This is a genomic window from Synechococcus sp. A10-1-5-1 (assembly GCF_023115425.1).
Taxonomy (GTDB): Bacteria; Cyanobacteriota; Cyanobacteriia; order PCC-6307; family Cyanobiaceae; genus Vulcanococcus.
On record NZ_CP096032.1, the window covers coordinates 87,879 to 100,519 of the forward strand.

Consider the following 12,641-nt stretch of genomic DNA (forward strand, 5'->3'; position numbering starts at 1 on the left):
CCCATGCCTGAAAAGAAGAGCTTGGACGTTGTCGGCATCGGCAACGCCATTGTTGATGTGCTCGTCCAAGCCGACGATCGGGTGATCGAGGGCTTCGGCCTGACCAAAGGGACCATGGCCCTGATTGATCAGGACCAAGCCGAGACCCTCTACTCCAAGCTCGGCCCAGGCCTGGAAACCTCTGGGGGCTCAGCTGCAAATACCTTGGCCGGGATCGCCCAGCTGGGCGGACGTGCGGGATTTATTGGTCGGGTGCGTGACGACCAGCTCGGCACGATCTTTGCCCATGACATTCGTGCTGTGGGTACGCGCTTTGAGACCCCTGCCGCAACGGTGGGGGCATCCACAGCCCGCTGCCTGATCCTGGTTTCCCCGGATGCACAGCGCACGATGTGCACCTATCTGGGGGCTTCAGTCGGCCTCGATCCCACTGATCTGAATCTTGAGATGGTGGCCCAGGCCAAGGTGCTCTACCTCGAGGGCTACCTCTGGGACAGCGACGAGGCCAAGGAAGCATTCCTCGCCGCAGCCAAGGTCGCCAAAGAGAACGGAGCAGAGGTGGCCCTGAGCCTTTCGGATGCGTTCTGCGTCGAACGTCATCGCGACAGCTTCCTAGAGCTTGTCGACGGCCATGTCGACATCCTCTTTGCCAATGAGATGGAGATCACCTCCCTCTACAAGGCCAACAGCTTTGACGAGGCCGCCCAGGCGGTCCGCGGCCGTTGCCGCATTGCTGCTCTGACCCGCAGTGAGCAGGGATCCATCGTCCTCAGTGGTGACGAGTCCATCGCGATTAAGCCCTTCAACCTCGGTGCCCTTGTGGACACCACGGGTGCTGGTGATCTGTACGCCGGTGGATTCCTGCATGCCTACACCCAAGGTGAATCACTGGAGCGCTGCGGCCAGCTCGCTTCCCTCTGTGCAGGCCAGGTGGTGACCCAGCTCGGTCCCCGCTCCCAGGTGGATCTCAAGGCCCTAGCCCAGACCCACCTCAGCTAGGGGCGGCAGGCGGCTGCGGCCCAGGTTGCGTAGTCACCGCTGGCCTCTGCCGCCCAGCAAAGAAATTCCGGTGTCTCGTAGCTGTGGTGCTGCCGTACGGCGGTCTCCAGCGCGTCCCGTTGCTCGAGACGCGCTTTGATCAGCAACTGCACCTCGTCGCTGCTCTCGATCTGCCCTTGCCACCAATACATGGCCCGTTGTGGCTGAAGGGCAACGCAGGCCGCTAAGCGTTGCTCCAGCAACATCCGAGCGAGGGTCTCTGCGCTCTGTTGGTTGGCCTCGGTGGTCAGGGCCAGGATCAGCCGTTGGGTCATGGCCGGGGGTGAGGTGCTCCAACCTGGCGCAGCATCGCCTCCCGGGACAGTCCCGTGGGCTCATTGGCTGAGGGCGACCTGATCTGGATCAACGGCAGGCCTAGTTCCTGGCTCAGGGATTGCCAGATCTGCTGGGTGATTCCTCCGGACTGCCTGCAGAGCACCCTGCTGATCTGCCAGCGGCGGCAGAGGGCTCGCTCAATGGCCCCCTCAGGTAGTGCCCCCGGCCGGACGCAGGCCAGATGCTCCGGCTCCAAGCCCGCGGCGAGGGCCAGGCGCAGGCTTTCAGGGTTGTCGAGGATCCGGGCGAAGTGCTGGGAGGCGGTGCTATGGCGCAAGGCCCTGGCCAGATGCCGGGAGCCAATCGCTAGCAGTAGTCGTTCTCCCGCCAGCTGCATGTCTTGGAGCTCTTTGAGATCACCAATCCAATGAATCCGAGTTCCAAGGGCGGGAAGCTGGGCCTCTCGCTGCAGTTGCAGTAGCGGTTGGTGCTGGGCCCTGCAGCGCCGTTGCAGCCTGCTGCTGATGACTTGGGCAAAGGGATGGGTGGCATCCAGGACCCACTGGGGCCTGTGGCTTCGCAGTAGATGATCAACCGCCTCGTCCCTTTCGAGCTGTCCCACCTGGAAGCGGAGATTGGGGTGGGATGGATATGCCCGGATGGCCGCTTCGCTGACCACGCTGACCAGGACGCTCCAGCCGCGTTTCAGTAAGGCCTGGGCGAGGGGCGGACCATCTCCAGTGCCAGAGACCAACCAAATCGTCTCTGCTGGGTCCGATGTCGAGGAATCCCCCTGGTGAAATTCCAGGCCTTGCATCAGGATGATGCCCCTAGTCCATGACCTGTCCTGTGAACCATTGCTTGCTGGAGGTAGAGGTGCTGGAGGCGCCTCAGGTGCGCTACACCCAGGACAACCAAACTCCAGTGGCGGAGATGGCCGTTCAATTTGATGGCCTGCGTCCTGATGATCCGGCGGGTCAGCTCAAGGTTGTCGGCTGGGGAAGTCTTGCTCAGGACCTGCAGAACAGGGTTCAGGTCGGTCAGCGCCTGATGGTTGAAGGCCGCCTGCGGATGAACACCGTGAGCCGTCAGGACGGGGTCAAAGAAAAGCGCGCTGAATTCACCCTCTCCCGTCTGCATCCGCTGGGTGCCAGCGCCGGTGCCGGCCGACCTGCTGCCGCAGCGCCGTCCTCGGCTCCCGCCCCAACCCGCGCCGCTGCTCCGGCTCCCGTCGCGGCCGCGGCTGCCGCTCAAGAGCAGCCTCCCACTTGGAACGCTTCACCCTTGATCCCCGATCTGCCTGAGGGCGAGGACGAGATTCCGTTCTGATCGCGCCTGGCCCGGAAGAAGGACTCAGTTGCTTGGGTTGAGCTGCTCCTGGGCTTGCTCGAGCAGTTGCCCCAGCTCCCGCTCCAGGGCCGCCAAGTCCAAGCGCAGCTCTGGCCAGCGACCCTGATCGAGCTGCTGCAGCAACCAAAGCCGGTCCCGCTGCAGCTGCTCAATCAGTTCCGTTGTGCTTGGGGCATCGTGTACTGGGTTTGGCTCTTGCCCCCCGTTGACCGAAGATGCCCGCATGCTCGCAATCGCTTCCCCCGGCAGCCTAGTCACCCTGGCAGGTGCTGCTCTGTCGGTCATTGGCTGGATCGGCTACGCCACCTCCAATCCCAACCTCAGCCTGCCGACCATTTTTTATGGCATTCCCATCCTGTTGGGTGGTCTGGCCTTGAAGTCGTCAGAGCTACCCCCAGCGGAGCTTCTCCCTGCGGAGTCAGAGGCCGTTGCCCTGCGCGAGGAGGCCTCCAGCAAAACCCTGCGCAAGTTGGTGAAGGATGTCACCCGCTGGCGCTATGGCCAGAAGGCTCACCTGGAGAGCTCACTGGAGGCCCTGAAACTTTGGGACGAAGATCAGCCCCCCCAGCTCGTTAGCGTTGCCGAGCGGGCCATCGGGGGCCGCTATGCCGTCGCAATGCGCTTCCGCTGCGAAGGGGTCCCCTATGAGCGTTGGCAGGACAAGCAGGACCGTCTGGGTCGCTTCTTTGACCGTGGCCTGCGGGCCGAGCTGAGCGAGCCGAGCAAGGGCGAGGTGCTGCTTGAGTTGTTGCCCGCTGCTGGCTAAACCTTGAGCGGTACGAGCGGGTAGCTTCCCGTTTCCTCGACCCCATCTTTCGACCGCGGTCTTTCCCTTGAGCGAACGTCCTGCTGATCGCACCGACGCCTTGCGGGTGTCGGTGCTGAGCGAAGCCCTTCCGTATATCCAGCGTTTCTCGGGACGCCGCGTTGTCGTGAAGTACGGCGGAGCTGCCATGGTCAGAGAAGACCTGCGTGATGCGGTCTATCGCGACTTGGTGCTGCTGGCTTCGGTTGGCGTGAAACCGGTGGTGGTCCATGGCGGTGGGCCAGAAATTAATGAGTGGTTGGGGCGCCTGAACATCGAGCCCCAATTCCGTAATGGGTTGCGGGTGACCTGCCCGGACACCATGGACGTGGTGGAGATGGTCCTGGTGGGCCGGGTCAATAAGCAAATCGTCAATGGGTTGAACCGTCTTGGCGCCCGGGCCGTGGGCCTCTCCGGCAGCGATGGACCGTTGGTGCGGGCCCGCACCTACGGCGATGGCGCCAATGGACTGGTGGGGGATGTGGCCGCGGTGGATCCCTCGGTGCTGTTCCCCCTGCTGGATGCCGGCTACATCCCGGTGATCTCCTCGGTGGCGGCCGATGGTGAGGGCCAGGCCCACAACATCAATGCCGACACCGTCGCCGGTGAGTTGGCCGCGGCATTGGAAGCGGAGAAGTTGATCTTGTTGACCGATACCCCGGGCATCCTTCGGGATCGGGAGGATCCCAGCTCTTTGATTCGATCCGTGAGTCTCTCCGGGGCCCGCGAGCTCATCAGCTCTGGCGTCGTGGCCGGCGGCATGACCCCGAAGACCGAGTGCTGCATTCGCGCCTTGGCCCAGGGGGTCGCCGCTGCCCACATCGTCGATGGCCGAACCGCCCATGCCCTGCTGCTTGAGGTGTTTACCGACGCAGGCATCGGCACGATGGTGACGGGCCGCTCCAACCTCTAGGTGTCGGTGGAGGATCCCGGGTCTGCTGAGGTGACGGAAGGGGTGGATTCATCCGCGCTTCTCCCGGCGCGCGCGGCCCTAGAGAGGGGGGACTACGGGACCTGTGAACGGTTGCTGGAGCCGCTCCTTGAGGCCCATGGCCCGGTGACTCCCTTCGGCGGCGAAGTGCGCCTCCTGTTGGCCACGGCCCAGTTGGGACGGGGTGATCATCAGGCCGCGGCAACAACGTGCCGAAGTCTTCGGGGCTGCCGCGATGCCGCTCTTCGCGCCCAGGCCAAGGGACTTCAGGAGATCCTCGACGCTCCGGCTTTGGTCAGGCCCCGCGAATGGTCGATGACCCTCCCCAGCCTGGGGGAGATGAAACCGTTGGAGGGCGAGCTCAAGGCCATGGCCCGTCAACGGCGCCGCCGCCGCCGTCCTCCTGAGCCGCCGCCGCCGCCCACCGGACCGACCCAAGCCCCAGTGGGCTTTGCTGTGCTGGCCGTCCTCCTGTTGCTGCTCACTGCGCTGCTCGGGGGCTGCGTCGATTTGGAGACGCAGCTCAATTTCCCCGCCCCAGGACGGTTGCAATTTGAGCAGCGCAGCCAATCCTTGACCGATCAGCCCCTGCCCTGGCAGGCCCAGTGGCGCCAATCACTTCGCGGCCGCCCATTGAAGGTGCATCAAGACCATGGCCGCCTGGAGGTGAGCTCCCCGGTCTTGCCTGCCGCTCAGGCCTTGCGCCTTCTCGAGAACAGCCTTGAGCAGGGGGCCAAGCTCGCCAATCTCGATCTTCCTGGGCCTGATTTGCAATTCAGCGAGCGCAACTGGCTCATCGGGGTGCGTCAACAGCTCTCCATTCGCTTGGACCTGGAGGCTCTGCAACCCCTACCGGGCCTGAAGCTGAGCGTTGGCCTTGAGCCGCTTGCGCTGCGCTCGATTCAGTCCTCCAGCCCCAACTCCGCCCAGGCCATCCGCCGCGGCAAGGGCAAGCCCGAGGCTGTCCGCTGGACCCTTGAGCCCGGCTCCATCAACACGCTTCGGCTCTCCTGTTGGCGATGGAGCAAGCTCGGCCTCGGCACCCTCGCCATCAGCCTGCTGCTCCTGCTGGTGGCCTTGCTTCAACGACTGCGCCTGGCCGCCGGTTTCGGCCTCCCCCAACTCCCGGCCTAGAGCTCCAGTGGATCTGGATCGATCGCCAGACTGACGTCGTTTGGCAAGAGCGCCCTCAGTTCGGTCTCCATGGGCAGGGGTAGATCTGAACCGGCGGGGCCATGGAGCAGTAGTTGCCAGCGGCTATTCCCTGCCACCCGCGCCACGGGGGCTGGGGCCGGTCCGATCAGTAACCAACCCTGTTGCATCAGTTCTGAGCGCAGGTGTTCCGCGAGGCTGGAGGCAGCGGTCGCGGTCCGACTGGCGGACGGCCCGGCGAGCCGCAGCAGGCAGGCCCGGCTAAAGGGCACGAGGGAAGCGGCCTGCCTCTGGCTCAGTTCCTCGGCCAAGAAGGCTTCGTAACGGCCGTCGACCAGGTGGCGAATGACTGGGTGCTCAGGGCTGTAGGTCTGCACCAAGACTTCCCCCGGGCGATCGCCTCGGCCCGCTCGGCCGGCCAGCTGGAGCAGCAGCTGCAGGCTTTCCTCGGCGGCCCGCAGATCGGGGCGATGCAGCAGGCCATCCGCGGCCAGAACAGCAGCCAGGGTGACGCGAGGTAGGTCCATGCCCTTGGCCAGCATCTGCGTTCCGATCAAGACATCGGCCTCTCCGCGTGCGAACCGCTCGAGGAGGTGGCGATGGCCATCGCGACCGCGGGTCGTGTCCCGATCGAAGCGCAGCAGCCGGAGGTCTTCTAATTCTTCGGAGAGGTGCTCCAGCACCTGTTGTGTCCCAGCTCCAAAGGGTTTGAAGGCGGTCGATCCGCAGTGTCCGCAGCGGCGTTCGATTTCGGCTCGATGGTCGCACCAATGGCAGCGAAGCCAGGAGCGCTCCCGTTGGCGGTGCACCGTGAGTGCAACGTCGCAGTGGGGACACTGCACGACTTCACCGCAGCTCCGGCAACTCAAAAAGCTGCTGTATCCCCGGCGAGGCACCAGCACGACGGCCTGTTCACTGCGTTCTTTCAGGGTTTGGAGTCGATCCATGAGGGGCCGACTGACGAGTCGGCGATGCCCCTCGGCCAGTTCCTGCCGCATGTCCACCACCAGCACTGGTGGGAGAACGCTGGTGCCAATCCGTTTTGGTAGGCGCACCAGCTGGCATTCAGCCAGCGGTCCTTGGCAGGCCCGCCAGGTTTCCAAGCTTGGGGTGGCGCTACCAAGGACCAACTTGGCGCCACTGCTCTGGGCCCGCAGCTTCGCCACATCACGGGCGTGATAACAGGGCATGGGGCTGTCCTGCTTGTAGGAGCGGTCGTGCTCCTCATCGAGCACCACCAACCCCAGCTGTTGGAGGGGTAAAAAGATCGCCGATCGGGTGCCCACCACAAGCAGGGGCGAGTCGCTATTCAGGCAGCGGCGCCAGGTTCGGATCCGCGAGCCATCGCTGCAACCGGAGTGGTACTCAGCCACCGCTCCGCCAAAACGGGCTCGGCTGCGGTCCAACAGCTGGGGAATGAGGCCAATTTCCGGCGTCAGCAACAACACAGAGCGTCCGGCCTGGAGCTCGCGGGCTGCGGCCTGGAGATAGACCTCTGTTTTGCCGGCTCCGGTGACCCCCCAGAGCAGCAGTGTGCTTCCAGCTTTAGCCAGTTCGATGGCCGCTAGCGCCTGGGCCTGATCCGCTGTGAGTTGTTTGGGGTTGGCCTCGCCTGAGTGGCTGATCGCCCCTGTTTCCCTTGGACCGTGAAAGAGACGTCGTTCTCGCCGGATTGTTCCCCGGCGCATCAGGGTGTCGCTGACGGATCGGCTGACCTGGGCGGACTCCAGAGCCTGGGTCTGCCAGCACTGGCCGCCATGCTCCTGAATGACCTGGAGCAGGCGTGTTTGTGCCGCGCTCCAGGTACCGCATTCCGCTTCAGTCGGCGGCTGGATCAGCTCCAACCAGAGTTGCTCCCGTGGACGTTCCGCCGCTGAAGTGGCCCGTTGACCCAGCCAGCCCGGGGGCAGGACCGCCTTGAGTGTTCGAAACGATGTGGTCCGGCACTGCTGCGCAACCGTCTCAATCAGGCCCTGCCAATGCGGTTCAACCGCAGCCTTTTGATGGATTGTCTCAATCGGTTGTAAGGCTTTGCCTGCGAGTGCAGATGGGTGGTGTTCCAGCAGATCCACCACCAGTCCAATGTGGCGGCGTCCCCTGAGTCGAATCTGAACGAGATCTCCTCTGGCGCAGGGGAGTTGCTCGGGATTGCTGTAGGTAAAAACCTGCCCCTCACGGCCTGCTTCAAGCCAGACCTGGACCCAGGAACCCTGGGCATCAGCTGAGGCGGAGGCAGTCAATCTTGCAAAGCTCTTGGGAGTTTCTTAAGATGAGTCTGTTGAGCAGTCCATAGGGCTGCAGTCGGAACCAGGCAAAGTTCCGTCCAGCGGGAAGATCTTGAGGCCAGCCAGCTCTGCTGAGCGCCCGATCTGCGACCACCCCTGACAGCCTTGCCGGGCTTCTGGCCCATGTCTCGACCCCCCTTTTAACCCACCTCAGTTCGCCGCCGAGTTCCTTGGCACGCCTGCTGAGTTCGCTGACGCCCTTTCCCCATCAATCGCCCAAGTGTTCTCGCGCTTCTCTGGGTGCGAATGACTGACTTGGTTGGCCTGAGTGCCTGAGCCAAGTCGATTGATGGTTGGCCACCTGATCTTGATCTCGAGTCAGGCCCTTGAAGTCCGTCATCCGTCAGGTCTGGATCCATCTCTCTTGGGGATGATCTAGCTGATCTGCCATCCGCCTCTACTTCATTTAGCCGAACGCGATGAGTCCTGCTGCTGCGACCAAAAAGTCAGCGACCACCAAGAGCGCTTCGAAGGCACCCGCCAAAGAGAAGAAGCCCTCTGCTGAAATCCTGGCCGTGGCGAATGCCTCCGGAGAGACGGTCAAAGTGACTAAGGCCAAGGCTGCCAGCAAGGCCAAGAAAGACGCAGAGGCCGCCAACAAGGTCAGCCCGACGAAGGCCAAAGCCACCAAGACATCCGCCAGTAGCAAGAAGAGCGCTTCAACCAAGGCTGCTTCAACCAAGGCGACTTCTACGAAGGCCGCCTCATCGAAGGCCGCCTCAACAAAGACGTCTGCTTCGAAAGCCAGCGGCAAGAAAGCGGCTGCGGCGGATCTCGATAAGGCCGCTGATCAGTTGTTGGCTGCTGCGGGCCAAGCCCCGGCCGCCGATGCCAAGGCCTCTGAGAAGGACGCCGCTAAAACCGCTAAGGCCCTCGCCAGCATCAAGATCGGGCCCAAGGGCGTCTACACCGAAGACTCCATCCGGGTTTACCTCCAAGAAATCGGTCGGATCCGTCTGCTGCGGCCCGACGAAGAAATCGAGCTGGCCCGCAAAATTGCTGATCTGCTTCAGCTCGAGGAGCTCGCCAATCAGTTCGAGGCGGACAACGGCCACTATCCCGACACCAAGGAATGGGCGGCTCTCGTCGAGATGCCCTTGGTGAAGTTCCGCCGGCGCCTGATGCTGGGCCGCCGCGCCAAGGAAAAGATGGTGCAGTCGAACCTCCGTCTGGTGGTCTCGATTGCAAAGAAATACATGAACCGGGGTCTGAGCTTCCAGGATCTGATTCAGGAAGGTTCCCTCGGCTTGATTCGGGCTGCCGAGAAGTTCGACCACGAGAAGGGCTACAAGTTCTCGACCTACGCCACCTGGTGGATTCGTCAGGCGATTACCCGTGCGATCGCTGACCAGTCCCGCACCATTCGTCTTCCGGTGCACCTTTACGAGACCATTTCTCGGATCAAGAAGACCACCAAGACCCTCTCCCAAGAGTTCGGCCGGAAGCCCACCGAAGAGGAGATCGCTGAGTCGATGGAGATGACCATCGAGAAGCTCCGTTTCATTGCCAAGAGCGCCCAGCTGCCAATTTCTTTGGAGACGCCGATCGGTAAGGAAGAGGATTCCCGTCTCGGTGACTTCATCGAAGCCGACATCGAAAATCCTGAGCAGGATGTTGCCAAGAACCTGCTGCGGGAAGACCTCGAGGGAGTGCTGGCCACCTTGAGCCCCCGCGAGCGTGATGTTCTGCGCTTGCGCTACGGACTCGATGATGGCCGGATGAAGACCCTCGAGGAGATCGGTCAGATCTTTGATGTGACCCGCGAGCGGATCCGTCAGATCGAAGCCAAGGCTCTACGCAAACTGCGGCACCCCAACCGCAATGGCGTCCTCAAGGAGTACATCAAGTAACCAACCTGTTGGGTTTGTCCAACACGGTTTAAGGTTCAGGCGCCGGCGGGATCTCTCGCCGGCTTTGTCTTGAGGATTTCATGGGCTTGCGGGTCTCGATTGTTCTGCCCACGTACAACGAACGGGGCAATATCGAGCCGCTCCTGGCCCAGCTGCTTCCCCTAGGTGAGCAGTGGGACTTGGAACTGCTGGTGGTGGATGACGACTCGGCCGATGGAACCGCCGAGCTGGTGCGTCAGCTTGCCCACAACGAGCCGCGGCTTCGTCTGATTCGTCGGGTCGGCCGCTCTGGCTTAGCCAGCGCCATTAAGGAAGGTCTGCTGGATGCCACCGGTGATTTGGTGCTGGTGATGGACAGCGATGGCCAGCATGAGCCGGGTTCGGTTCGCCGGGCGATCGAAACCCTGGAAGCCGGGGGCTCGGATCTGGTCATCGGTAGCCGCTTCCATCCGGAGGCCCAGATCCTCGGGCTGAGTGACCGCCGAGAGACGGGATCTACCTGGGCGAATGCCAGTGCCCGCTTCAGCTTGCCGAAGCGCTACGCCCATCTCACGGATTACATGAGCGGCTTCTTTGCCCTCCGCCTTGAGCCCCTGCTTCCTTTGATCCGGGGTGTGGATGTCAACGGTTTCAAGTTCCTCTACGAACTCCTGGCCGTCAGCCGTGGCCGCTTGAGCACCGCGGAGGTGCCCCTGACCTTTCAACCCCGCACCTACGGCAGCTCCAAGTTGGATCTGGCCATCTTTTGGGACTTTTTGATCTCGATCCTCCATACCCTGAGCTTCCGCCTGTTGCCCAGACGCGCCATCAGCTTTGGTTTGGTGGGGATCAGCGGTGTCCTGGTGCAGTTACTGATTACCCAGCTCTTCATGGCCCTCTGGGGGTTGGGCTTTGAGCAGGCTCTGCCGATCGGCGTGATCTCGGCCGCCAGTTCTAACTACCTGATTAACAACGCCCTGACCTTCCGCTTCGCTCGCTTGAAGGGCGTTTTGCTGGTTCGCGGTCTGCTGAAGTTCCTCCTTGTGGCATCCCTGCCGGTGATGGCGAATGTGGGCTTGGCTTCGGCCTACTACAGCCTTGTTGCACCAAATGCCTTTTGGGCGCAGTTGGCCGGCATCGTTGTGGTCTTCGTCTGGAACTACGCCGCCAGCAGCCGCTTCGTCTGGAACACCCCCAACTAGTGATGCAGCGGCTTAGAACCTGGCTGGATGCCAACCCCTCTCGCGCCCTCGGTGCAGCCTTGGCGGCCCTCTTGGGCCTTTGCCTGCTGGCCTTTTTTAACCAGCTGGGCAGCTTGGGTCTGCTCGATAAGACCGAAGGGCTCTTTGTCGAGGTGCCGCGCCAGATGGAGCTGAGCGGTGACTGGGTCACCCCCCGCTGGAACGGCGAGCCCTTTTTTGACTACCCCGTTTGGGGCTACTGGATGGTGGGCCTCAGCTTCCAGCTGTTCGGCATCAGTGAATGGGCGGCCCGTTTGCCGGCTGCCCTTGCGGCCACAGCCGTGGTCTTTGCGCTCTTTGGCCTACTGCTCGCCCTCGCGCCTGCCCAGGAGTCCGTCAGTGACCGGCTTGGACGGGCCACCCTCTGCAGCGGCCTCTTGGCCTTGACCCCAGGTTGGGTGGGCTGGGGCCGCTCGTCGGTCACCGACATGTTTTTGGCCAGTGGGATCAGCCTGGCCTTGCTTGGTTTCGCGCTGGCCTATTTGCGCCGGGACCGGCCTTGGCTGCGCCAGCTCGGACATGTCGCCCTGGCGCTCTTCTGCGGGATCGCGGTGCTGGCGAAGGGACCCGTGGGGTTGCTTTTGCCCGGCCTCGTGATCATTGGCTTTCTGCTGTTGCGTCGTGATCTCTGGCCTGAGGTCCGGCAGACCCCCTGGCTGCCGCTGCTGTCCCTCTTCATCGGCGTCACCCTGCCTTGGTACGCGGCCGCGACCCAGGCGAACGGCTTCGACTTCCTGGCGCGCTTCATCGGTTTCAGCAACCTGGAGCGCTTCACCTCCGTCATCTACGCCCACCCCGGTCCCCCTTGGTTCTATTTGCCCTGGTTGCTGCTCTTGGCGCTGCCCTGGTCGCTGTATCTCCCCGCGGCGATTCTCGATCTGCAGCTCTGGGCCCCCCAGCGCTGGCACCGCGCTGATGCGGGAACGGCCCTGGCGCAATTGGCGCTGATTTGGCTGGTCGTTGTCGTCGCCTTCTTCTCGGCGGCCGCTACCAAGTTGCCTGGCTACATCCTTCCGGTTGTTCCCGGTGTGGCTCTGCTGGTGGGACTGTTCTTTGCCCCCCTTTCGGCGCGTCCCCCCCGCCCGGTCTGGCTGGATCGCCTGCAGCGCGGCAGCGGCTGGTTCAACGCTCTGTTGCTTGGAGCGATGGCGTTGGCGGCGGTGCTCGCCCCACGCCTGATCGAGGTGGACCCCTCCTATCCCGGCTTTGCCGATGCGATCGCGCGCTCGGGTTTGCCCTGGCTTCTGGCCCTGCCGCTTGCCGCCGCCTGCGCTGGCTTGATCGTCTTGCTGCGGGCCGCGAACCCGGAGGCACTGCGTTGGTTGTGGCTGCCCAATGCTGCTGGCTTCGCGGCGGTGTTGGCCCTGGTGATTCCAGTCTTGGCGCCCTTAATGGACCGCGAGCGGCTCTTGCCCATTCGGGTCTTGGCACGTCAGGCCGCCGCTGCGGCGGAGCCCGGAGAGCCGCTGTTGGTGGCGGGCTACAAGCGCTACAGCGTGGTCTTCTACAGCGGACGGCCTGTGCTGTTCGTGCACGATGCCCGCTCCGCTCGAGAGCAGCTGGAGGCGCAAGCCAGCGCTGCTGGATCGGTTTTGGTCTTGGGGTCCGATCGGGAGCTCTTGGACCTTGGCGTGGGACCGGGTGATGCGGAACTGCTCGGTCGTTTGGATGCCCACCGCTTGATCAGACTGGACCGCAGCACCCTCGAACAGTTGAGCGAAAGACCTTGATCGC

Annotated in this window: 12 protein-coding genes; 8 read left to right on the forward strand and 4 right to left on the reverse strand. The window is 63.2% G+C overall.

Annotation, left to right across the window (positions count from 1 at the left end; genetic code table 11):
- Positions 1 to 3 precede the first annotated feature (3 nt).
- Positions 4 to 999: an adenosine kinase gene (locus MY494_RS00475; RefSeq protein ID WP_247910787.1), complete on the forward strand. Its 996-nt coding sequence runs from the start codon at positions 4 to 6 to the stop codon at positions 997 to 999.
- Here the strand turns inward: MY494_RS00475 and cutA are convergent.
- Both cutA and MY494_RS00485 read right to left on the reverse strand, forming a co-directional pair.
- Entirely contained in the window at positions 996 to 1,313 is a 318-nt protein-coding gene (gene cutA, locus MY494_RS00480; RefSeq protein ID WP_247910788.1) for a divalent-cation tolerance protein CutA, read from the reverse strand. The two genes, MY494_RS00475 and cutA, sit on opposite strands and share 4 nt — an antisense overlap.
- Complete coding sequence (locus MY494_RS00485) at positions 1,310 to 2,131, reverse strand: precorrin-6A/cobalt-precorrin-6A reductase (protein ID WP_247910789.1); 822 nt, start codon at positions 2,129 to 2,131, stop codon at positions 1,310 to 1,312. Before MY494_RS00485 ends, cutA begins: the two co-directional genes overlap by 4 nt.
- Positions 2,132 to 2,163: 32 nt before the next feature.
- Between MY494_RS00485 and MY494_RS00490 the strand changes: the two genes are divergently transcribed.
- Positions 2,164 to 2,643 carry a single-stranded DNA-binding protein gene (locus tag MY494_RS00490; RefSeq protein WP_247912078.1) on the forward strand — a complete coding sequence of 160 codons (480 nt, stop codon included), beginning with the start codon at positions 2,164 to 2,166 and terminating at the stop codon, positions 2,641 to 2,643.
- Between the two features lie 24 nt (positions 2,644 to 2,667).
- Here MY494_RS00490 and MY494_RS00495 read toward each other — a convergent pair whose 3' ends face one another.
- A complete protein-coding gene (locus MY494_RS00495; RefSeq protein WP_247910790.1) occupies positions 2,668 to 2,889 on the reverse strand; it encodes a hypothetical protein in 222 nt (73 codons plus the stop codon).
- Here MY494_RS00495 and MY494_RS00500 point away from each other — a divergent pair.
- The 3 genes from MY494_RS00500 to MY494_RS00510 all read left to right on the forward strand — a co-directional run bounded on the left by MY494_RS00500 (position 2,888) and on the right by MY494_RS00510 (position 5,534).
- Positions 2,888 to 3,430 carry a DUF2854 domain-containing protein gene (locus tag MY494_RS00500; RefSeq protein WP_247910791.1) on the forward strand — a complete coding sequence of 181 codons (543 nt, stop codon included), beginning with the start codon at positions 2,888 to 2,890 and terminating at the stop codon, positions 3,428 to 3,430. The genes MY494_RS00495 and MY494_RS00500 overlap by 2 nt on opposite strands.
- A 67-nt stretch (positions 3,431 to 3,497) precedes the next feature.
- Positions 3,498 to 4,382: an acetylglutamate kinase gene (gene argB, locus MY494_RS00505; protein ID WP_247910792.1), complete on the forward strand. Its 885-nt coding sequence runs from the start codon at positions 3,498 to 3,500 to the stop codon at positions 4,380 to 4,382.
- A gap of 6 nt (positions 4,383 to 4,388) precedes the next feature.
- Entirely contained in the window at positions 4,389 to 5,534 is a 1,146-nt protein-coding gene (locus tag MY494_RS00510; RefSeq protein WP_247910793.1) for a DUF3153 domain-containing protein, read from the forward strand.
- Here MY494_RS00510 and priA read toward each other — a convergent pair.
- Entirely contained in the window at positions 5,531 to 7,792 is a 2,262-nt protein-coding gene (priA, locus tag MY494_RS00515; protein ID WP_247910794.1) for a primosomal protein N', read from the reverse strand. The genes MY494_RS00510 and priA overlap by 4 nt on opposite strands.
- Before the next feature lie 464 nt (positions 7,793 to 8,256).
- Here priA and rpoD point away from each other — a divergent pair, with 464 nt between their 5' ends.
- The 3 genes from rpoD (at position 8,257) to MY494_RS00530 (ending at position 12,637) form a co-directional block, all read left to right on the forward strand.
- Entirely contained in the window at positions 8,257 to 9,687 is a 1,431-nt protein-coding gene (gene rpoD, locus MY494_RS00520) for an RNA polymerase sigma factor RpoD (protein WP_247910795.1), read from the forward strand.
- 80 nt (positions 9,688 to 9,767) lie between these two features.
- Positions 9,768 to 10,868 (forward strand): glycosyltransferase family 2 protein, encoded by a 1,101-nt coding sequence (locus MY494_RS00525; RefSeq protein WP_247910796.1) that lies wholly within the window; start codon positions 9,768 to 9,770, stop codon positions 10,866 to 10,868.
- 2 nt (positions 10,869 to 10,870) lie between these two features.
- On the forward strand, positions 10,871 to 12,637 hold the full coding sequence (locus MY494_RS00530; protein ID WP_247910797.1) for a glycosyltransferase family 39 protein: 1,767 nt from the start codon (positions 10,871 to 10,873) through the stop codon (positions 12,635 to 12,637).
- The last annotated feature ends 4 nt before the right edge of the window (positions 12,638 to 12,641 follow it).